Origin of the sequence: Dongia mobilis (assembly GCF_004363235.1) — a bacterium.
In the GTDB taxonomy this organism is placed as follows: domain Bacteria; phylum Pseudomonadota; class Alphaproteobacteria; order Dongiales; family Dongiaceae; genus Dongia; species Dongia mobilis.
This window is the reverse complement of the sequence record NZ_SNYW01000007.1, coordinates 570,448-590,113: the sequence shown is the minus strand read 5'-3', so window position 1 is coordinate 590,113 and position 19,666 is coordinate 570,448. Positions and strand designations below refer to the sequence as shown.

Below are 19,666 nucleotides of genomic sequence, written 5' to 3'. Positions count from 1 at the left end.
CTGCCCACCCTCAGACGGCGAGCGCGTTGAAATCGTCCAGCATCATGGCGATGCGGCCGCTATCCCACTGCTCCATGATGAGCCGGGCGCAGCGCGTCGCGGCGAGATAGTCGATCGAGCGGATGCGCTGCTTGACGCGCGGCAAATTGACCGGCGCCATGGAGAGGTCCTGGATGCCGAGGCCAAGGAGCAACGGCACGAAGCGAGGGTCGCCGGCGATCTCGCCGCAGACGCTGACCGGGATGCGCGCACGCAAGGCGGCCTCGGTCGCGAACTGGATGAGGCGCAGCACGGCCGGGTGCAGCGGGTTGTAGAGATGCGCTACCTGCTCCTCGCCGCGATCGATGGCCAGCGTGTACTGGGTGAGGTCGTTGGAGCCGATGGCGAAGAAATCGGCGACCTGGGCCAGGGCGTCGGCGGCGAGGGCGGCACCCGGCACCTCGATCATGATGCCGATCGGCGGCAACTCGTCGGCCAGCTTCACACCGCGGCGCTTCAGCTTTTTCGCCACCTGGGTGACGATCTCGCGCACCTGGCGCACCTCGGAGAGCGACGAAATCATCGGCAGCAGAATGCGCACCTCGCCATGGGCGGCGGCGCGCAGGATAGCGGCAAGCTGGGTCTCCAGCAGCGCGCGCTCCTGCAGCCCGAGGCGAATCGCGCGCAGGCCGAGGGCCGGATTGGCGGCATCGCCGAGCCGCTCGCGCAAGGACGGCGCCAGTTTGTCGCCGCCGACATCGAGCGTGCGGATGGTGACGGGACGCCCCGCCATGCCCTCGACGATGGCGCGATAGGCCTCGGCCTGCTCGTCCTCGCTGGGCAGGTCGACCCGGTTCATGAAGAGGTATTCGGAGCGCAGCAGGCCGACGCCCTCGGCGCCGGATTTCAGCGCCATGTCCAGTTCGCGCGGCAGTTCCAGATTGGCCAGCATACCGACGCGCTGGCCGTCGCGGGTGATCGCCGGCACCTTGCGGAGCCGCGCCAGGATGCGGTCGGATTTTTCCAGTTCGACCTGGCGGCGCTGCAATTCTGCCAGGCGCGCCGCCGTCGGGTTGACATAGAGCCGCCCGGCGGAGCCGTCGACGATCAGGGTATCGCCCGTCTTCACCGTCTTGGTGAGGCCGGCCACGCCGAGGACGGCGGGCAGCGCCAGCGAGCGGGCCATGATCGCGGTATGGCTTTCGGCGCCGCCGAGTTCGGTGACGAATCCGCGGATGCGCCTGGGGTCGAGCAGCGCCGTATCGGCCGGGGTCAGTTCCTCGGCGATGACGATGGCGCCGTCGGGCAGGTGCTTGAACGCCTCGAACGGCGTCTCGGTCAGGTTGCGCAGCAGCCGGTCGCCCACCTCGCGCACATCCTTGGCGCGAGCCGAGAGATAGGGGTCGTTCAGATTCTCGAATTCGTGGGCAACGGCGCCGATCTCGGCCAGCACCGCCGCCTCGGCATTGCGCCGGTCGCTGCGGATGCGCCGTTCGACCCCGCGCACGACGCGCGAGCCGGAGAGCATCTGCATATGCGCGTCGAGCAGGAATTCCAGCTCCTCGGCCGCGGCACCGTGGAGTTCCGCGCTCTTCTTCTTCAGCTTCTTCAGCTGGCGCTCGGATTTGGCAAGGGCGGAGGCGAAGCGCGCAAGCTCGGCCTCGACGGCGTCCTCGCCGATCTCGTAATCGGGTACGTTGACGACGCCGATCTCGACCAGATGTGCCTCGCCGATGACGATGCCGCTGGAGACAGCCAGACCTTCCAGCAGCTTCTCCGTCCTGGCGCCGGCCTTCTTCGTCGCCGCGGGATTGTCGGTGCCGGCGGGTTTAGCGCCCGACCTGGGCCGGCGCCGCTTCTGCACCGGGCCTTCAGTGCTCATAATGCGTCACTCTTCATCGAATTTCCGCGCGATGAGATCGACCAGCGCGGCGACGGCACGATCGGCTTCCGGGCCGGAAGCCTGGATCTCCAGTTCCGAGCCGATGCCGGCGGCCAGCATCATCAGGCCCATGATCGAGCCGCCGCTGACATCCATCTCGCCCTTGGCAACGCGGATGTCCGCGTCGAAACCACCTGACGTCTTGACGAACTTCGCCGCCGCACGCGCATGCAGACCCTTCTGGTTGCAGATCCGCGCGCGCGCCGTGATCCTGTTCTCCCCCGACATGTCGTGCCCGCGCCCCCTTAGGACTCGCTCGCCTTCAGCAATTGCGAGGCGACATTGATGTATTTGCGGCCGGCCTCCTGGGCCGCCACCACCGCGCCGGCCAGGGGCAGCGTGCCACGGACGCTGGCCAGCTTGATCAGCATCGGCAGGTTGACGCCCGCAACCACCTCGACATTCGCCTTGTCCAGGGTCGAGATGGCGAGATTGGACGGCGTGCCGCCGAACATGTCGGTCAGAAGGACGACACCCTTGCCCTGGTCGCAAGCGGCGACGGCATCGAGAATTTCGCGGCGCCGCATCTCCATGTCGTCCTCCGGACCGATGCAGATTGCCGTGGCGGCAACCTGCCGGCCCACGACATGTTCCAATGCAGCGAGAAATTCGGCGGCCAGTCTGCCATGTGTCACGAGAACGATGCCGATCAACGAAGTATCACCCACCCGTTACCCCCTGGATACGTTTCTTCTTGCGCGACCGCCTCACTTGCGGGCGCCCTGGGTCAGGCCTTGGGTCAGGCTCTGCGCCAGATCACGATGCCGCAGCGTTACCGCACGCCCCCTCTCGCGCAGCCAGGCGGCAAGCCGGCCGGCGACATAGACGGAGCGGTGACGGCCTCCCGTGCAGCCGATGGCGATGGTGAGGTAGCTCTTCCCCTCCGCCTCGTAGCCCGGCAGGAGCGGCCACAATAGGGAAGTCAGCGCCGCAAAGAAACCAGGGAAAGCCGGGTCGCGGGCGATCGCCGCCCCGACTGCCTGGTCCTCCCCTGTCAGTGGCCTAAGGTCCTGATTGTAATACGGATTTTCGAGGAAACGGACATCGAAAACGAGGTCGGCCTCGCGCGGCAATCCCTTGCGATAGGAAAAGGACAGCACGGTGAGGGCGAGGACGGATTCGCGGGCGGAAGCGGCGTGGCGGCCGAAATGCCCGGCCAGCAGCGCCTTCAGATCGCCGATCGCGGTATCGGTCGTATCCAGTACCAGATCGGCCCGGTCGCGCACCGGCGCCATCAGGCTGCGCTCGCGCTGGATGCCGTCTGCCACCGGGCGGTCCGGTGCCAGCGGATGGCGCCGCCTGGTCTCGGTATAACGCCGCTGCAGCACCTCGTCCTCGCAATCGAGGAACAGCAGGCTGACGGTGAAGCCGCGGTCGCCGCGCATCGCCTCGACCAGGTCGATGAAGCGGTCGCGCGAGAATCCGCTGGTGCGGGAATCGATGCCGAGCGCCAGCGGCTTCGCCATCTCGGGCAGGGCGGCCTGGCCCAGCGCGTCCTGGCCGAGGCCGGCCAGCAGCGAGGGCAGCAGGTCGAGCGGCAGGTTGTCGACCGCCTCGAAGCCCAGATCCTCGAGGCATTTGAGTGCCGTCGAGCGGCCGGCGCCGGCGAGGCCCGTCACCAGCAGGATGTGCCGGCTGGCCGGGTTGCTGTCGGCCACCTGCTTTTCCGCGCCGCTCGTGAAGTCATTCATGCCCTTGCCGTCCCGATCCGCCGGTTCATGCCATCCGCCGTTTCACATCCGGCCAAGAATCTGGTCCGGCGCGCAGCGCATGACAAGCCGCAGCCGCGCCGTGGCCGAAACCGCCGCCGGATCGATCCTGACCACCGGTATGGCGACGCCCAGATACGCGGCCTGTTCCGCCGCCGGCATGCGCTCGATCTCGCCCTGCGGCATCAGATCGGCGACCCAGCGCAGCGGCAGTGCCCGCGCCTCATGCGGCAGCGGCACGATGCCGAGGCCGCGCGCCTCCAGTCGGCCGACCAGATGCGGCGGCATGGCCGACGGCACGCCGACCAGCAACGCGTCGCCGGCGCGCCGCAATTCGACCTGCTCGTCGCTGATCAGCAGCGCCCCCTCGTCGACCAGGCGCAGCGCCAGATCCGACCGGCCGCTGCCGACCGGGCCGCGCAGCAGCAGGGCATGCTCGCCGATCGCCACCGCCACACCGTCGATCCTCAGTCTCGGCAATTGCCCGTCCATGCGCGCCCTGCCAACTATGCCCGCAGCAGATCGATGACGAAGCGCGCACCCCGGACGTGACCCTCGGCGTCGGTGCGGTTCTCGGCGCTCAGCTTGCCGCCATAGGCCTCGACGATCTGCTTGGAGATGGACAGGCCGAGGCCGGAATGGGTGCCGAATTTCTCGCCGCGCGGTCGTTCCGAATAGAACCGCTCGAAGATCGCCTTCAGCTTGTCGGGCGGAATGCCCGGTCCCTCGTCCTCGACCGTGATGACGATTCGGTCGGCGCGGCGGCGGGCGGCAAGCGTAATGGTGCCGCCCGGCGGGCTGAACGAGATGGCGTTCGCCACCAGATTGCGCAGCACCTGGCCGAGGCGCCCTTCGGTGCCGAGCACCGCGAGCTTGTCGCCCTCCGGCAGATGGGCGACAAGGCGCGGGCGCAGTTCCGCCTCGCCATGATCGCCGGTAGCGGCGTGGATGTCGACCAGGGCCAGGATGAGGTCGCGCATCGGTACCGGGCCCGCTTCGGCGCGCGAGATCTCCGCATCGACGCGCGACGCATCGGAAATGTCGCTGATCAGCCGGTCAAGGCGCTGCACGTCGTCGAGGATGATGCTCATCAGCTTTTTCTGCTGCAACGGGTCCTCGACGCGGGCCACCGTCTCGACGGCACTCCTGAGCGAGGTAAGCGGGTTCTTGATCTCGTGCGCCACATCGGCGGCAAAGCCTTCGATCGCGTCCATGCGGCGCCAGACCGCCTCGGTCATGTCGCGCAGCGCACCGGAGAGATCGCCGATCTCGTCGCTGCGGCGCGAGAGGTCGGGAATGTTCTGCTGCCTTCCCTTGGCGCGGCGCACGCGGTCGGCAGCATCGGCCAGGCGATGGATCGGCAGGGCGATGGTGCTGGCCAGATAGAGCGAGAGCAGCACGGTAATGCCGAGGGCGACGCCTGAAATGCCGAGAATGGTGAGGCGCGTATCGCGCAGCGTCGCCTCGACGTCATCGCCGCTCTTGGTGAGGAGAAGTGCGCCCAGCACCTGGCGATAGCGCTGCACCGGCACGGCGGAGGAGAGGATCATCTTGCCCTTGCCGGCATCGCGCACGTAGCTCGCCGCCTCGCCGCCCAGCGCCTTGACCACCTCGTTATAGTCGAAGGCGTTCTGCACCGCGGCTTCCTGGTAGGGTTCCAGCACGCGGCTCGATGGCAGGCGATTGAACACCCAGTCATAGGCACCGGAGATCCAGCTCCAGACCAGGCTCTGGTCGGGCTCCAGCGGCGGCAGCGGGGTGATGGTGACGATACCGCCGGGACCGGAGAGCATGAAGGAATCGGCGATCAGGGTACCATCCGGGGTGAACAGGCGCGCCCGCGTCTTGGAAACGTCGACCAGGCGGCGGATGGTCTGGCGCGAGGTCTCGGGCAGCAGCTTCTCGTCGCCCAGCGGCCCGGTAACCACGCCGCTTGCCGCCAGCGCGCCGGAGAACAGCTTGCCCTCGGTCTTCAGCAGTTCCAGCTCCGATTGCACCAGGCTGTCGCGATAGGTCGGCAGATAGAGCAGGCCCAGCACCGGCACCAGCAATGCCATGACGTTGAGGGCGAGAATGCGCCGGGTCAGCGGCGATTGCCACAGCGAGCGGCGCGAGGCCGGCAGGCGCTTGGGCTTTTCAGCGGTTGCGGCGGCAGCTCGGCGCGACTTGGCGGGTGCCGGCCGGGCATCAAGCGGCGCTGCAAGCGATTCGCCCTCGGCGGCACGCACCGCCGGCCGCGACCATTGGCCAGCGCCGGCCTCCTGCCTGCCGGAATCCTGCTTGCCGGAATCCTGCTTGCCGGAATCCGGCTTACCGGAATGCTTCTCGCTTTTGCGCGCATGCCGGTCGGATGACAGCGGCAGGCGCCAGCGATCGGTCTCCGCGTCGCGGGCGGCCTCGCTCATCCAGCCCGCCATGCATGCGGGCCAGGTTCAGCTTTCCTTGTAGCGATAGCCGACGCCATAGAGGGTCTCGATCTGATTGAAATCGTCGACCACCGCCTTGAACTTCTTGCGCAGCCGCTTGATGTGGCTGTCGATGGTGCGGTCGTCGACATAGATGTTCTCGCCATAGGCGGCGTCCATCAGCTGGTCGCGGCTCTTCACATGGCCGGGCCGCTGCGCCAGCGCCTTCAGGAGCAGGAATTCGGTGACGGTCAGCTCGACCGGCTTGCCCTCCCAGGTGCAGAGATGGCGGGTGGGGTCCATCATCAGGGGGCCGCGCAGCAGCGCCTGGTCGCTGGCGCCGGCGGCGGCGCCCCGGCTTTCCTCGCGGCGCAGGATGCTGCGGATGCGCTCGATCAGCAGGCGCTGCGAGAAGGGCTTCTTGATATAGTCGTCGGCACCCATGCGCAGGCCCATCAGCTCGTCCACCTCGTCATCCTTCGAGGTGAGGAAGATGACCGGCAGGGCCGAGGATTTGCGCAGCTTCTCGAGCAGCTCCATGCCGTCCATGCGCGGCATCTTGATGTCGAGCACGGCAAGATCGACCGGCTGGCTGGTGAGGCCGCGCAGCGCCTCGGCACCGTCGCTGTAGGTGCGCACGGCAAAACCCTCTGCCTCCAGGGTCATGGTGACCGAGGTCAGGATGTTGCGGTCGTCGTCAACCAGCGCAATCGTCTGCGGCACGTGGATTCTCCTTGGCGCGGGAACAGATACAGAAATTACCCCTTGATGGCCAGCCTGCGGTCGCGCGCACCCGTCAGCCTGTGGCCGGGCAACCTGCTGCTGGCTAAGCCAGGATCGGCGCCAATGATGACAGAAATGGGGCGCAAAACGCACAATTGCTAGGCCTTTGGCAAAAAAGGCCACTGGTTTCAGGACCTTGGGCCGTATCATCGCCGCCGCCGGATGTACCCGGACAACTTATTGATCGACAAAGGAAACGCCGCAGAAGCAAAATCCGGTCACCGCGGGTCGGGTCCTGCCGTCCGGCCGCGGCTCCAGCCCCCTCCTCAGCCCTTGCCGCCGCAACCATGCCCTATCACCTGATGATCGCCGCCCTTGGTGTGGCCCAGATCGTGTCCTGGGGCATTCTGTTCTACACCTTCCCCCTGCTGGCAGGCCCCATCGGCCATGACCTGACGGCGGCAAAGGACCAAGTCTATGTCGCCGCCACCCTCGCCCTGCTGGTGAGCGGTCTTGCCGCCTATCCCCTCGGCGCGGCGATCGATCGCGGCCATGGCCGGCTGGTACTGCTCGGCGGCTCGGTCCTGGGTGGCGGCATGTTCGCCGCCCTTGCCCTGGTCGACAGCCTGGCCGGCCTCTATCTGGTCTTCGTCGGCGTAGGTCTCGCGCTTGCCATGTCGCTCTACGAGCCTGCCTTCGCCGTGCTGGTGCATCGCCTGGGCGGCCAGGCGCGGGCGGCCATCACGACGCTCACCCTCTGGGGCGGCTTTGCCAGCACGGTCTTCATCCCCTTCGACCAGTTCCTGCTCGACCGACTCGACTGGCGCGAGGCGGTACTGGTCCTGGCAGCAATCCAGATCGTCATCGGCGGCGGCTGCAATGCCCTGGCCGTGCGCGGACCCGCCGCGCCGGCGGTGGCGGAGGCAAGTGCGCATCGCGCCCGCACCGGCTGGCCGGTACTGCGCTGGGCGCTGGGGCGGCGCGCCTTCTGGGGTCTCGTCGTCACCAATGTCTGCTATGCCGCCACCTATATCGCCCTCACCTATCATCTTTATCCGCTGCTGATCGAACGCGGCTTCGACCCGGCGACGGCCGTCGCCGGCATCGCCATCTTCGGTCCCGCCCAGGTGGCCGGGCGGGTCCTGGTCTGGCTGTTCGGGCGCAACCGCCCGGTGCGACTGATCGGCAGCATCGTGATCGCGCTGTTTCCGGCGGCCTTCGCCATCGCCGCCTGGATGCCGGCCGATTTCCGCTGGCTGGCCGCCTTCGCCATCCTGCTGGGCGCCGCCAACGGCATTCTCACCATCGTGCGCGGGCTTGCCGTGCCGGAATTGCTGACCCGCGACGGCTATGGCGCCCTTAACGGGGCCATCAGCCTGCCGGCGACGCTGGCCAAGGGGGCGGCCCCCTTCCTGGCGGCGCAGCTCTGGTCGCTCACCGGTTCCTACCAGCAGCCGCTCATCTATGGCATCGCCGGCACGGCCGTGATGGCAGCCGGGTTCTGGCTGGCCGCCTGGCGCGGCGCGGGGCCGACACCGGGTCGATAAATGCTATTGGCGCCGCGCATCCGGTTCGGCTAGATATGGGGCATCCCGTGGTGATTTGGCCGGCCGGCTTGCAGCCACGTAAAAAAACTCGCTAAAGGGCCGCCTGGGACTTGCCAGTCAAGAACCTCAAGGCCGCGGACCCGAGGCGGGTGATTATCCGATCTTTGGGTGAACGCAGATGCCGATCAAGATTCCAGACAAGCTTCCCGCCTTCCAGGCCCTCCAGAACGAGGGCGTGCGCGTGATGACCGAGGCCGTAGCGATACGCCAGGACATCCGACCGCTGCAGATCGGCCTCCTCAACCTGATGCCCAACAAGATCAAGACCGAACTGCAGATCGCGCGCCTGCTGGGCGCCACGCCGCTGCAGATCGAGCTCTCGCTGATCCGCATCGGCAACCATGTCGCCAAGAACACGGCGGAGGACCATCTGCGCACTTTCTACCAGACCTGGGAGGATGCGAAGCACCGCAAGTTCGACGGCTTCATCATCACCGGCACACCGGTCGAGACGATCCCCTATGAGGACGTGACCTATTGGTCGGAGATGCAGCAGATCTTCGACTGGACCACGACCCACAGCCATTCGACGATCAATGTCTGCTGGGGCGCCATGGCGGCGCTGTATCACTTCCACGGCGTGCCGAAGCATCAGCTGCCGGAAAAGGCCTTCGGCGTCTACGCCCAAAAGATCATGAAGCCGTCATCGCCCTATCTCATCGGCTTCTCCGACGATTTCATGATCCCGATCTCGCGCTGGGCCGAGATCCGGATGACCGATCTGGCCGCCAAGCCCGATGTCGAGGTGCTGGCCTATTCCGACGAGATGGGCCTGTGCATCGCGCAGAGCCGCGGCACGCGGCGGCTCTTCGTGCTCGACCACATGGAATACGATGCGACCTCGCTGGGCGACGAATATGCGCGCGACGTCGCTGCCAATGTGCCGATCAAGCTGCCGCACAACTATTTTCCGGATGACGATCCGACGCGGGAGCCGCTCAACCGCTGGCGCCCGCACGGGCATCTGTTCATCTCGAACTGGATCAACGAGATCTACCAGACGACACCGTTCGACATCGAGAAGATCGGCCGCCAGTAGCGGCGGTTGCCGGAACGAAAAAATCCGCCGGTGTCGCCACCGGCGGATTCTTGCGCAGCTGCGTGGGTGGCAGCCTATTTCTTGGCGAGGGCCGAACCCTGGCGCTTCGACATGAACTGCTTCGCGGTTTCGACGGCGACGGCCGCATCGCGGCAATAGGCATCGGCACCGACCGACTGGGCGAAGGCCTCGTTCAACGGCGCACCGCCGACCAGCACGACGTAATCATTGCGGATGCCCTTTTCGATCATCGCGTCGATCACGACCTTCATATAGGGCATGGTGGTGGTGAGCAGCGCCGACATGCCGAGGATGTCCGGCTGGTGCTCCTCGATTGCTTCCAGGTACTTCTCGACCGGGTTGTTGATGCCGAGGTCGATCACCTCGAAGCCGGCGCCTTCCATCATCATCGAGACCAGGTTCTTGCCGATGTCGTGGATGTCGCCCTTGACCGTGCCGATCACCATCTTACCGACCTTGGGCGCGCCGGTTTCGGCCAGCAGCGGGCGCAGAATGAACATGCCGGCCTTCATAGCGTTGGCGGCTAGCAGCACCTCGGGGACGAACAGGATGCCGTCGCGGAAGTCGATGCCGACGATGCGCATGCCCTCGACCAGCGCCTTGGTGAGGACGTCATAGGGCGTCCAGCCGCGCTTCAGCAGGATGTTGACGCCCTCCTCGATCTCTTCCTTGAGACCGTCATAGAGGTCGTCATGCATCTGCTGGACGAGTTCGTCGTCGTTCAGCGCGTTGAGATCAAGATCGCCGTCGTTGGCCATGGTGACACCTTCGCCTGTGGCAGGTTGTGGCTGCGGAAAGCGGTAATCTCTCACCGCGCTTCCTAAGTCCCGGTTAAGAACGGGCGGTAAACTGCCCCTTCATGCTGAATTTCGCAACAGGCGTAACGACTTTCCGGTTTTCCGGGCCGCGCCGCCGCGACACCGATTATCCGGGGAACGACAGCGGAATGACGCATGCGCGCCCTGCCCCGCCGGTCGATCAGCCGGGATCATCAGCGCAGGAGAAGAATTCATGTAGCCGTCACGCAGACGGTTGCGAGCCGCCCGGCCGACTTGTATATACAAGTAAAGCAGACTGCCAGCCGGAGCCAAGCCATGAGCGATACCTTCACCCTTCAACCAGGCCAACTCGACCTTGCCACCCTGCGGCAGGTCTGGCGCTCGGGTACTGCGCTCACGATCGATCCGGCGGCCTTCGTGGCGATCGACGCCTCGGCGGCGACGGTGCAGGCGATCCTCGACCAGGGGAAAACCGCCTATGGCATCAATACCGGCTTCGGCTCCCTCGCCCATACCCGCATCCCCGACGACCAGGTGACCGAGTTGCAGCGCCGCCTAGTGCTCTCCCATGCCGCCGGGACGGGCCAGCCGCTCGACGACGCCCTCGTGCGCCTCATCATGATCCTCAAGATCAACGGCCTCGCGCGGGGCTATTCCGGCATCAGGCGCGTGGTGATCGAAGCCCTGGTGACGCTGCTCAATGCCGAAATCTATCCGCTGATCCCGGCCAAGGGCTCGGTCGGCGCCTCGGGCGACCTGGCGCCGCTCGCGCATCTGGCGCAGGCCCTGCTGGGGGTCGGCGCCGTGCGCCATCGCGGCGAGGTGATCACGGCCGCGGAAGGCTTGCAGCGCGCCGGCCTGCAACCGCTCGCCCTCGCCGCCAAGGAGGGCCTCGCCCTTCTCAACGGCACGCAGGTCTCGACGGCGCTGGCCGCTGCCGGCCTGTTCGCGGCGGAAGACGTCTTCCTGGCGGCACTGGCCGCCGGCGCCCTCACCACCGATGCCACACTGGGTTCCGATACGCCCTTCGACCCGCGCATCCATGCGGTGCGCGGACAAGCCGGCCAGATCGAGGTGGCGGCAGCCCTGAAGGAGATGATGGCGGGCAGCCCCTTGCGCGCCAGCCATGTCGATTGCGACCGGGTGCAGGACCCCTATTCGCTGCGCTGCCAGCCGCAGGTGATGGGTGCCGTCCTCGACCTGCTGCGCCATGCGGCCAATGTGATCGGCCGCGAGGTCAATGCGGTCTCGGACAACCCGCTGGTCTTCGCGGCGGAGGGCGACGTGCTCTCGGGCGGCAATTTCCACGCCGAGCCGGTGGCCTTCGCCGCCGATTGCATCGCCATGGCGGTGGCCGAGATCGGCGCCCTTTCCGAGCGCCGCATCGCCATGCTGACCGATGCCCGGATGAGCAACCTGCCGGCCTTCCTGGTGCCGGAACCGGGCCTCAATTCCGGCTTCATGATCGCCCATGTGACGGCGGCGGCACTCGCCTCCGAAAACAAGTGCCTGGCGCACCCGGCCAGCGTCGATTCGCTGCCCACCTCGGCCAATCAGGAGGACCATGTCAGCATGGCGACCCATGGCGCCAGGCGCACCCTCGACATGGCCGACAACACCGCCGGCATCGTCGCCATCGAGCTCCTCTGCGCGGCGCAGGGCATCGACCTCAGGAAGCCGGTCGAGACCAGCGCCCCCTTGCGCGACGTAATGGCGGCGCTGCGGTCGCGCGTCGCCTTCTGGTCGAGCGACCGCGAGATGGCGCCCGACATTGCCGCCGCCAAGGAGGTGATCGGCAGCGAACTCTTTCGCGGCGTGACGCCCCTCAGGATCGTCGGTTAGCGGGTGCGGCCTCAATCCCGGCGCGGCTTTACCGGCAGGATCTGGTCGAGTTCCAGCAGGTTGAGGTTGAGGTGCTCGTAGGAGATGGCGTGGTCGACCAGCACGCCATCGCTGGAGAGCGGGAAGACGGCGACCCGGTATGGCCTGGCCACCGCCCTCAGCTTGAACTGGCAGACGCCGGCGATAGGCTTTTTCTCGCGCACCAGTTCGCGGTAGATCGCCGGCCAGTCGGTATCGACCTCGGAATCGAAGGCGAGTTCGTCGAGATAGCGGCCGGTATAGTCGAAACCCGCCGCCTTGGCGCTCGCCGTGCCGACCACCGTGTACTTCACCCGCAGCGGATCGTGCTCGATGCGAGTCAGGATGATCTGCGGCAGCAGGTCCTTGATGTCGGCCGGATCGAGATCGGCCCTGGCCGGCAGCGGCCGCGATCCGCGTTTCTCCAGCCAGTAGGATTCAAGCCGGGAGAGCGGTTCCGATCCCAGCTCGGCGATGCTGGCGACGCGGATCATGACTGTTGGGCGACGACGGTGAAGGTGATCACCTTGTTGACGGTCTCGCCGTCATCCGACAGGGGCAGGAAGATGGTTTCCTGCGATACGTGGAACCCGCTCGCCGTCTTGTAGCGCGCCCAGTCATAAACCATGCTGCGCCCGTCGATCACGAGGCCGTAGTTGCGCAGGGCCTCCTCGCGGCTGACCGCGAAATAGGCATCCCCCACCTCGCGGCCCTGGTGGCTGAAGCCGCGCATCTCGACCTCGACTTCGCCGACCAGACGGTAGACGAGGCGGCGCGGGTTCTCATGCACGTCGATCAGCTGGATGCCGGGCAGCCAGGCCTTCATCTCGACCGGGTCGAGATCGGCGCGGGCCGGCATCAGGCGGCCGGCGCGCTTGGCGTCCCAGTAATCGTAGAAGGCCTGGGTGGCGGGCGTTGCGCGCCGGCGCATCTCGGCGACATCCGTCGTGCGGGGATAGGTGTTTGCTTCGGCGGTCATGCCGCGGCCTGGCGGAGATGATGCTGCAGCAGGATGAGCCGGTCATTGCCCCAGAACACCTCGTCATCCACCACGAAGGTGGGAACGCCGAAGGCGCCGGCCGCGACCGCGTCGGCAATATTGCGCTGATGCAGCGCCATCGTCTCCGCATCGTCGATCAGCGCGACGAGGCGCCGGCCGTCGAGCCCGGCCTCGTGCGCGAGGCGCGCGATGTCGCCATCGCCGATCGCCTTGGCACCGAGGCCGAAGGCGAAGGCGAAAAGGGCGCGCGAACAGGCGGCGACGTCGCCCACCCGTGCGGCCGCCACCGCCGCCAGATTGACCCGGCGCCAGTCGATCGCCGGCCATTCCGGCTCGCGATAGGGAATGCCGTAGAAGGCGGCCCAGCGCGCCGCATCCTCGGAACGGTATTCCGGCAGGTACTGAACCGAGACTGCCTTGTCCTGGAAGGGCGTCAGGCCGCGTGCCCGCATCAGCACCTCGGAGAGGAGCGGCCGCCAGCGCACCACGACATTGCCCAGCGCCTCCAGCTGCGCCACCTGGCTCTGCGCCAGATAGCAGTAGCGGCTGCCGATGGCGTAATAGAAATCGACGATGCGCGCCATGTCTGGATGCGGTCTCCGCTTGCGGGTTTGGCCTCGGCCCGGGGACTCCGCGGGTAGATGGCGGGCCAAATTCTCAGGGTCGCATTTTCACCCCATCGCGCCGGGGGTCAAGCGGGGATGTAACGACGGCGGTCACAGATGCGTTTTGCCGGGCCTGTTTCGGCAGGTCCTTGTTGGTGAGCCCGTTCTCGCCCCACCGGCCGCTCACTTGTCCCGCTGCTCGCTTGTCCGGCCACTCACTTGTCCGGATCGAGATCCGGATATTGCCGCACGATATGCATGACGAGTTCGTAGCCCATGACGCTCATCCCTTCGGCCAGCTTGCGGATGAAACGGCCGCGCTCGTCGGCATCTTCGATCTCCCGGGCGAGGGCATCGATCTCGTTGAAACCCGGCCCTAGCCGCAACAGGGCATCCATCATTTGCTCGGCCAGCGCGCGTTGCATCGTTCAGGGCTCCAACCCCGCCTCGCGCCGGAACGCTGCCCGCACCTCGGGACGCGGGCCCATGACTTCGGGCGGTCTGCCATTTCGATGGCACCACCCGAAATAGGTATGGTCGTTGAGGGAAGCATAGCGAACCATACCGAGACTCCGGCGCTGCGTTGCGTCCTGCCGATTCGGGTTAATGATCTCGTGTGTACAGGGATCATAGCTGGCGAAGTCGCAGGTGGTATTCTGCAAGAGGACGTTTTCCACGTCGTGTAAGAATGACACAACCTCGGCATCTTCGGCGTCATAATGGATACTGATCTTGATGGACGACGTAATGAAACGAAACTCGCAGTCGAGAGTCTCGCCACTGTCGCGGTGCTCCCTGAACCGATGGGGAGAAAATTCGGTATTCCTGCCACTCCAGGAAATCTGAAAGCAGCGTCCCATTCTTCGGTAGTCCTGATGTGATCCACGCCCTATTGCTTCGCGGTCATTCAGCATGCTGTCTTTATCCCCGGTTTCAAATTCGTCCGGCCAGGGGAAGCGAAAGAGGGCATGCGCCTGGTTCGTGGCAAGTCCTGCTTCCATAAACGAGTCGAATCGTTTTCCCTTCACTGAAAATTCGAGATTGTCCTGAATCGGTTGTGCCGCAGATTCCCACTTTGGTGGCGGGTGCATCGGCGCGACATAGATGATCCCGCCTGGAAACTTGCGCTTCAAAGCGACGCCAAAGTCATCGAGTTCGTCGGGCAGCATGCCAACTTCATAGGATACTGCCTGTTTCCAACGTTCTGTGGGGCTGCGTGGGACTGGTACCCAGGTGGATTTGAATCTATCGGGCATTGTACCCCTCTCAATTGGGCACTGCTGGCATTTGCCTACTCGCGGCCTCGCTTGACTGGTTGTGTACGCCAGCACTCTCGTACGATTCTGGAACAGCTAAATACATTTTTCATGAAATCTGCGATGTTCCTGTCGATCTCGGCGTCATCATTTTGAGTTGCTTTTTTTATCCAGTCGTATGCGTAACCGGCCCGCTTTAAGACATCTTCATGTGCAAATCTCCGGCTGATGCTGTCGGACAAGCGATGAATTTTTTCGATATTCTCTCGCATGCGAATAGGCACCTTGCTTTCTCGAGAATTTGGCTGTCCCTTGGCGTTTGTATCAACGCCATTGAGGTGATACATGCATGTGAATGCTCCGTGATTGAAGGTGAAGGAGACATCAAGACTGACGCTGTTTAGGTTGCCTTTTGTCTCGATGTCCTTGATTCGGAACTGCTTCTCTTTTGGCCATCCGCCAGCCTGCTTAATGTCGGTGACATTTCGACATTGATTTAAGGCCTTGGCGACTTCCACAGCAAGTTTCTGGTCGAGATTTCTGGCGGCCTCTCCTCCCAGCATCCCCCCGGGATTGGGCGCTGTCAGCCGCTTTCCATTCAGCCATATCTCCGGCAATTGGCCCTGCAGGATGGCATGGGCGAAATCCTCCTGGAAGTCGCGCATGTCCTGCGAATCCGGATCGAATTTCTCGGGCGGCGTGAAGCCGGGCTCGCTCACCTCATCTGCCAGCAGCCCGGTGGCCACGGTGGCGGCCGTGGTCGCGGTCAGGTTCGGTCCCCGCGACGGGTCGTTGTCGTTTGCCGGGTCGGGCTGATTGTCGTTGACGGCATGCAACGGAACACTGCCCGCTTCTTCGCCTTGATCGGCAGAATCCGGAAATTCCGGCTGGGCGGCATGCCATTGAGCCTCCGTCAACGCTTCCCATATGGCTTCGTGTTCAGGACCAGCCGGTTTTGTCATGGCAACAAGAAGGCCGGCGACTGCGGCAGGCAAGGCTATGGCGCCAGCCGCCGTTCCCTTGACGGCATCGGCAGCAAGAGCCGTGATGGTCCGCGCCGGTATCATCGAACTCCTTCCGAGGTGTGCAGCTTCGGCAATGCTGCCCATCGCAGCGGCACGGGTTACCGCATTGGTGGCGATTTTTTCCTCTTCAGCCGATAGTGGCGCTTCCTGCTCTTCTTCCGAATCTTCCTGGAGATTCATGATGCGGCGCAACCGAGCCGTATCGACGGCAGCCAGGTCGATTTCGAGCCTGTGCTGGGCAAATGACCGATCAACGATTCCCAGGAGCTTGGCCTGTCGGGAAGAAAGGGTAACGCCTTTCTGGTGCTGTTCGATCGCCTGGATCAGTTCTTCGAGACGCGCCCTTGTTTCAACAGCGGCTTGCGTGGGATTTCCGGACGATTTCGTGGGGGAGTCTTTGGTACCATTGCCGTCTCTTGTTTCCGATTGCTGCGCCCCCTCCCGCCAGTAGAACTGCGCCACTTCTTCGTCGATCTCGGGATCGTTGTCGTTGGCAGCGATCGGTTCGGCGCCGCCCATTCGCGCCATCTTTTCCGTGGCGAGGCGGCGGCGCAGTTCCTTGACTGCGGCGCGTTCCTCTGTGCCGCTGTGGGCCAGATAGAAGAAGCCGTCATCCGGGTTGCGGTAAACGCCGGGAATGCCCAGCGGCCGCTCGCGGCCCGCGGCATCGGTCACGGCGCGCTTCAGGCCATCCTGCAGGTGATGCGGGATGGCATCGCCGTCATGGCCGGAGTCGGGATCGATGCCGAGGGCCGCATAGCGACGATAGCGGTCGAGGGCGGCGTCGCCGTCGGGCAGCCTGTCAGGCCGGTTGCCGAGCGGGTGACGCAGAGGCACCTCGCCGACCGGCACCAATTCGGCAACCGGCTTGGGGGCGGCACCGAGATAGACGTCGAGCGCATCCTGACCCTGGGCCCTGGTGGCGGCGATGGCCGGCGTCCGGCGATAGAGCCGGTCGTTGGCGACAAACATCTCCTCCGGCACCTGCCCTGTCTCGCGATAGCGCCGCTGCGCCTCATGGGGCGCCGGGTCCGCCTCCTGCCAGCGGAGCGGGTTGACGCCCTGGCTGTGGAGATGGGACGCCAGATTTAGCTTTTTCTCATAATCCGGATCTGGCTCGGGTGGGGGTTCCACCGACGTTTCCTGGCCCGTTTTCGGGCGATTCAGGTTTTTACTCAGAAGAGAGACACTGGGTATGGGGCGACGCATCGGGAAACGCTCCAGGACTTGTTTTACGTAAAATACCACACGCTTTCTCCATACGTCAACCAGAATGTTCGTTAAATGTTCTCATGACTTGACTCTGCCCAGATAGAGAACAAAAAAAGAATATGAAGCAGCGGCAAGCCCCACCCCAGCCCGAAAAACCGGACCCGGCCGAACGGCCCGGCCTCGCGGCGCTGCGGCGGCGGATCGGGCTGCTGGAGCGGGGAGCGACAGCCGATGCCGGCACGACAGCCGGCATGGCGACGCTCAATTGGGGGGTCGCCGCCATCGACCGGCATCTGCCGGCGGGCGGGCTTGAGCTTGGCGCGCTGCATGAATTCGCCGGGGCGGATGGCGATCTCGAGGAGGCGGGCCTTGCCGCCGGCATCGTCATGCGCCTCCTCGGCCGGGCGCAGGTGGCGCGGCCGGGCCAGACGCTGTGGGTGGCCACGCAGCGCGATCTCTATGCCCGCGCCCTGCCGCAAGGGGGATGCGATCCCGCGCGCCTCGTCCACCTGCTCACCCGGCGTAACGAGGAGACCCTCTGGGCGCTGGAGGAGGCGTTGCGGGTGCCGGGCCTCTGCCTGCTTGTGGGCGAGGTGGGGCCGCTCGACCTCACCCAGAGCCGGCGCCTGCAACTGGCGGCGGAGAAGAGCGGCGTCCCCGCCTGCATCATCCGGCGCGGGCGCTCGGCCGCGCGGATGCGCACCTGGCTCGCCCAGCCGATCGCGGCGCAGACGCGCTGGCGCATCCAGCCGCAACCCTCGGCAGCGCTGTCTTCGGCGACCAACCGGCAGGCGACACTCCCCGGCCCAGCACGCTGGCAGATCGAACTCACGCGCTGCCGCGGCGGGCGGCCGGGCCATTGGCTTCTGGAGGAGACCGAACATGGATGGCGCGAAGCGACGCTATCTCTCCCTCTTTCTGCCGCTCTGGCCGAGCGACCGCTGGTGGCGCCGCCGGATGCGGGAGACGGGCCCCTTGCAGGAAACGGGCCCCTTGCAGGAAACGGGCGCGGCGAACGCCGCCGAACCGGCTGAGACGCGGCCGCTGCTGCTGGTGCGGCGCGATGGCAATCTGCGCCTCATCCATGCCGCCGATGCGCGCGCCCTGGCGCGCGGCCTTGCCCCGGGCCAGCGCCTGGCCGATGCGCTGGCCTGCGTGCCGGAGGCGCTGGTCGAGGCGGCCGACCCCGCCGGCGATCTTGCTGCCCTGCACCAGCTGGCGCATTGGGCGACGCGCTTCTCGCCCCATGCCGCTGCGGATGCGCCGGACGGCATCCTCGCCGACATCACCGGCTGCGCGCATCTGTGGGGGGGCGAGGCCAACCTGCTGCGCGATGCCCTCGCCCGGCTGCGGCGCCAGGGCTTCGCTGCGCGCGGCGCCATCGCGGGGACGATCGGCGCCGCCTGGGCTTGCGCCCGTTTCGGCGGCGAGGAGAGCATCCTGCCGCCGGGCAGTGTGGCGGCGGCGCTGGAAGCCCTGCCGGTGCGGGCGCTGCGCCTCGACGATGCCACCGCCGCCGCCCTCGACCGGCTGGGTTTGCGCCGCATCGGCGCGCTCTATCCGCTGCCCCGCGCCGATATCGTGCAGCGCTTCGGCCCGGCTTTGCTGACCCGCCTCGACCAGGCCCTGGGCCAGGCGGCGGAGACCTTGTCGCCGCTCCTCCCCCAGCCCGACCACCGCGTCAGCCTGGTCTTCGCCGAGCCGATCGCGACGCCGGAACAGGTGGCGCTGGCGGCCGGGAATTTGCTGAAGCGCCTGCTCGCGGATCTGGTCACGCGGGATCTCGGCCTGCGCCGCCTCGGCCTGGTGCTGCATCGCCTGGACGACACGGCGCCGGGCTGCATCATCGGCACGGCGCAGCCCAGCCAGGATGAAAAGCACCTCCTCAAATTGCTGCTGGAGAAGGCGGAAGCCCTCGACCCCGGCCCGGGGATCGAACGCATGAGCCTGGCCGCCCTCGCCACCCAGCCGATGGCGCGGCGGCAGGCAGAGATGATGGGCCGCGCCCTCGGCGAGATGGCGGATATCGCGCCCTTGATCGACCGCCTCGGCAACCGTTTCGGCGCGCAGGCGATCGCGCGGCCGGAGGCGATCGCCGGCCACCTGCCGGAACGGGCCGTTGCCTTCGTGCCGCCCTTGCAGAAGAGAGCAGCGGATTGGCAGGCCGACCTGCCGCCGCGCCCCATCCGCCTGCTCAGCCCGCCGGAGCCGATCGATGCCATGGCGCCAGTGCCGGACGACCCGCCGCTTTCCTTCCGCTGGCGCCATGTGCTGCACCGGGTCGCCCGGGCGGAAGGGCCGGAGCGCCTGCGCCCGGAATGGTGGCAGGCGGCGGATGACGCTGCCGAGACACGTGACTATTACCGGGTCGAAATCGAGGACGGCCGCCGCTTCTGGCTCTATCGCAGCGGGCTTTACCAGGCGGGGCGGGGTCAGGCGGGCCGGGTGCAACCAGGGCGGCAAACGCCGCCGCGCTGGTTCCTGCACGGCATCTTCGCCTGAAG

The 19,666-nt window shown here is 66.1% G+C and carries 18 protein-coding genes and 1 riboswitch; of the genes, 4 read left to right on the top strand and 14 right to left on the bottom strand.

Annotation, left to right across the window (positions count from 1 at the left end):
* Nucleotides 1-10: 10 nt before the first annotated feature.
* Genes ptsP through A8950_RS08415 form a run of 7 tightly spaced genes read right to left on the bottom strand, consistent with a single transcriptional unit; the run spans nt 11 to nt 6,758 of the window.
* The gene (ptsP, locus tag A8950_RS08445) at nt 11-1,861 is read right to left on the bottom strand and encodes a phosphoenolpyruvate--protein phosphotransferase (protein ID WP_133613180.1); all 1,851 of its coding nucleotides are present in this window, start codon (nt 1,859-1,861) and stop codon (nt 11-13) included.
* Between the two features lie 6 nt (nt 1,862-1,867).
* Nucleotides 1,868-2,149 (bottom strand): HPr family phosphocarrier protein, encoded by a 282-nt coding sequence (locus tag A8950_RS08440; RefSeq protein ID WP_133613179.1) that lies wholly within the window; start codon nt 2,147-2,149, stop codon nt 1,868-1,870.
* Nucleotides 2,150-2,166: 17 nt separating this feature from the next.
* Nucleotides 2,167-2,574 carry a PTS sugar transporter subunit IIA gene (locus A8950_RS08435; RefSeq protein WP_133613262.1) on the bottom strand — a complete coding sequence of 136 codons (408 nt, stop codon included), beginning with the start codon at nt 2,572-2,574 and terminating at the stop codon, nt 2,167-2,169.
* A 54-nt stretch (nt 2,575-2,628) separates the two neighbouring features.
* Nucleotides 2,629-3,612, bottom strand: a complete 984-nt coding sequence (rapZ, locus tag A8950_RS08430) for an RNase adapter RapZ (RefSeq protein ID WP_133613178.1) — start codon at nt 3,610-3,612, stop codon at nt 2,629-2,631.
* A gap of 42 nt (nt 3,613-3,654) precedes the next feature.
* Nucleotides 3,655-4,122: an HPr kinase/phosphorylase gene (locus A8950_RS08425; protein ID WP_133613177.1), complete on the bottom strand. Its 468-nt coding sequence runs from the start codon at nt 4,120-4,122 to the stop codon at nt 3,655-3,657.
* A gap of 14 nt (nt 4,123-4,136) precedes the next feature.
* A complete protein-coding gene (locus tag A8950_RS08420; RefSeq protein ID WP_133613176.1) occupies nt 4,137-6,035 on the bottom strand; it encodes a stimulus-sensing domain-containing protein in 1,899 nt (632 codons plus the stop codon).
* Between the two features lie 27 nt (nt 6,036-6,062).
* Entirely contained in the window at nt 6,063-6,758 is a 696-nt protein-coding gene (locus A8950_RS08415) for a response regulator transcription factor (protein ID WP_133613175.1), read from the bottom strand.
* A gap of 347 nt (nt 6,759-7,105) precedes the next feature.
* On the opposite strand from A8950_RS08415, the gene A8950_RS08410 reads away from it, so the two are divergent.
* Nucleotides 7,106-8,305, top strand: coding sequence for an MFS transporter (locus tag A8950_RS08410; protein ID WP_133613174.1), 1,200 nt, complete (start codon nt 7,106-7,108; stop codon nt 8,303-8,305).
* 37 nt (nt 8,306-8,342) lie between these two features.
* A riboswitch (SAM riboswitch) is annotated at nt 8,343-8,420 on the top strand.
* A gap of 63 nt (nt 8,421-8,483) precedes the next feature.
* On the top strand, nt 8,484-9,404 hold the full coding sequence (locus A8950_RS08405; protein WP_133613173.1) for a homoserine O-succinyltransferase: 921 nt from the start codon (nt 8,484-8,486) through the stop codon (nt 9,402-9,404).
* Nucleotides 9,405-9,478: 74 nt separating this feature from the next.
* Here A8950_RS08405 and A8950_RS08400 read toward each other — a convergent pair whose 3' ends face one another.
* Nucleotides 9,479-10,183 (bottom strand): corrinoid protein, encoded by a 705-nt coding sequence (locus tag A8950_RS08400; protein ID WP_133613172.1) that lies wholly within the window; start codon nt 10,181-10,183, stop codon nt 9,479-9,481.
* A gap of 336 nt (nt 10,184-10,519) precedes the next feature.
* On the opposite strand from A8950_RS08400, the gene hutH reads away from it, so the two are divergent.
* Nucleotides 10,520-12,046 (top strand): histidine ammonia-lyase, encoded by a 1,527-nt coding sequence (hutH, locus tag A8950_RS08395; RefSeq protein WP_133613171.1) that lies wholly within the window; start codon nt 10,520-10,522, stop codon nt 12,044-12,046.
* Between the two features lie 11 nt (nt 12,047-12,057).
* Here the strand turns inward: hutH and A8950_RS08390 are convergent, their stop codons facing one another.
* The 6 genes from A8950_RS08390 to A8950_RS08365 form a co-directional block, all read right to left on the bottom strand.
* Nucleotides 12,058-12,558, bottom strand: coding sequence for a PAS domain-containing protein (locus A8950_RS08390; RefSeq protein WP_133613170.1), 501 nt, complete (start codon nt 12,556-12,558; stop codon nt 12,058-12,060).
* Complete coding sequence (locus A8950_RS08385) at nt 12,555-13,043, bottom strand: PAS domain-containing protein (protein WP_133613169.1); 489 nt, start codon at nt 13,041-13,043, stop codon at nt 12,555-12,557. The genes A8950_RS08390 and A8950_RS08385 overlap by 4 nt, the downstream gene beginning before the upstream one ends.
* Nucleotides 13,040-13,648 (bottom strand): 2-hydroxychromene-2-carboxylate isomerase, encoded by a 609-nt coding sequence (locus tag A8950_RS08380; protein WP_133613168.1) that lies wholly within the window; start codon nt 13,646-13,648, stop codon nt 13,040-13,042. The genes A8950_RS08385 and A8950_RS08380 overlap by 4 nt, the downstream gene beginning before the upstream one ends.
* A 236-nt stretch (nt 13,649-13,884) precedes the next feature.
* A complete protein-coding gene (locus tag A8950_RS08375) occupies nt 13,885-14,094 on the bottom strand; it encodes a hypothetical protein (RefSeq protein WP_133613167.1) in 210 nt (69 codons plus the stop codon).
* Nucleotides 14,095-14,097: 3 nt separating this feature from the next.
* Nucleotides 14,098-14,838, bottom strand: coding sequence for a hypothetical protein (locus tag A8950_RS08370; protein ID WP_133613166.1), 741 nt, complete (start codon nt 14,836-14,838; stop codon nt 14,098-14,100).
* A gap of 122 nt (nt 14,839-14,960) precedes the next feature.
* Nucleotides 14,961-17,198: a hypothetical protein gene (locus A8950_RS08365; protein ID WP_133613165.1), complete on the bottom strand. Its 2,238-nt coding sequence runs from the start codon at nt 17,196-17,198 to the stop codon at nt 14,961-14,963.
* An 846-nt stretch (nt 17,199-18,044) separates the two neighbouring features.
* Here A8950_RS08365 and A8950_RS08355 point away from each other — a divergent pair.
* Nucleotides 18,045-19,664, top strand: a complete 1,620-nt coding sequence (locus A8950_RS08355; RefSeq protein ID WP_166645066.1) for a DNA polymerase Y family protein — start codon at nt 18,045-18,047, stop codon at nt 19,662-19,664.
* Nucleotides 19,665-19,666: the final 2 nt, after the last annotated feature.

What these genes read in the sequence shown, in the direction of transcription:
- ptsP (WP_133613180.1), bottom strand. Translation starts at nt 1,861, where the DNA reads ATGAGCACTGAAGGCCCGGTGCAGAAGCGGCGCCGGCCCAGGTCGGGC.
- A8950_RS08440 (WP_133613179.1), bottom strand. Translation starts at nt 2,149, where the DNA reads ATGTCGGGGGAGAACAGGATCACGGCGCGCGCGCGGATCTGCAACCAG.
- rapZ (WP_133613178.1), bottom strand. Translation starts at nt 3,612, where the DNA reads ATGAATGACTTCACGAGCGGCGCGGAAAAGCAGGTGGCCGACAGCAAC.
- A8950_RS08425 (WP_133613177.1), bottom strand. Translation starts at nt 4,122, where the DNA reads ATGGACGGGCAATTGCCGAGACTGAGGATCGACGGTGTGGCGGTGGCG.
- A8950_RS08420 (WP_133613176.1), bottom strand. Translation starts at nt 6,035, where the DNA reads ATGAGCGAGGCCGCCCGCGACGCGGAGACCGATCGCTGGCGCCTGCCG.
- A8950_RS08410 (WP_133613174.1), top strand. Translation starts at nt 7,106, where the DNA reads ATGCCCTATCACCTGATGATCGCCGCCCTTGGTGTGGCCCAGATCGTG.
- A8950_RS08405 (WP_133613173.1), top strand. Translation starts at nt 8,484, where the DNA reads ATGCCGATCAAGATTCCAGACAAGCTTCCCGCCTTCCAGGCCCTCCAG.
- A8950_RS08400 (WP_133613172.1), bottom strand. Translation starts at nt 10,183, where the DNA reads ATGGCCAACGACGGCGATCTTGATCTCAACGCGCTGAACGACGACGAA.
- hutH (WP_133613171.1), top strand. Translation starts at nt 10,520, where the DNA reads ATGAGCGATACCTTCACCCTTCAACCAGGCCAACTCGACCTTGCCACC.
- A8950_RS08390 (WP_133613170.1), bottom strand. Translation starts at nt 12,558, where the DNA reads ATGATCCGCGTCGCCAGCATCGCCGAGCTGGGATCGGAACCGCTCTCC.
- A8950_RS08385 (WP_133613169.1), bottom strand. Translation starts at nt 13,043, where the DNA reads ATGACCGCCGAAGCAAACACCTATCCCCGCACGACGGATGTCGCCGAG.
- A8950_RS08380 (WP_133613168.1), bottom strand. Translation starts at nt 13,648, where the DNA reads ATGGCGCGCATCGTCGATTTCTATTACGCCATCGGCAGCCGCTACTGC.
- A8950_RS08375 (WP_133613167.1), bottom strand. Translation starts at nt 14,094, where the DNA reads ATGCAACGCGCGCTGGCCGAGCAAATGATGGATGCCCTGTTGCGGCTA.
- A8950_RS08370 (WP_133613166.1), bottom strand. Translation starts at nt 14,838, where the DNA reads ATGCTGCCCGACGAACTCGATGACTTTGGCGTCGCTTTGAAGCGCAAG.
- A8950_RS08355 (WP_166645066.1), top strand. Translation starts at nt 18,045, where the DNA reads ATGGATGGCGCGAAGCGACGCTATCTCTCCCTCTTTCTGCCGCTCTGG.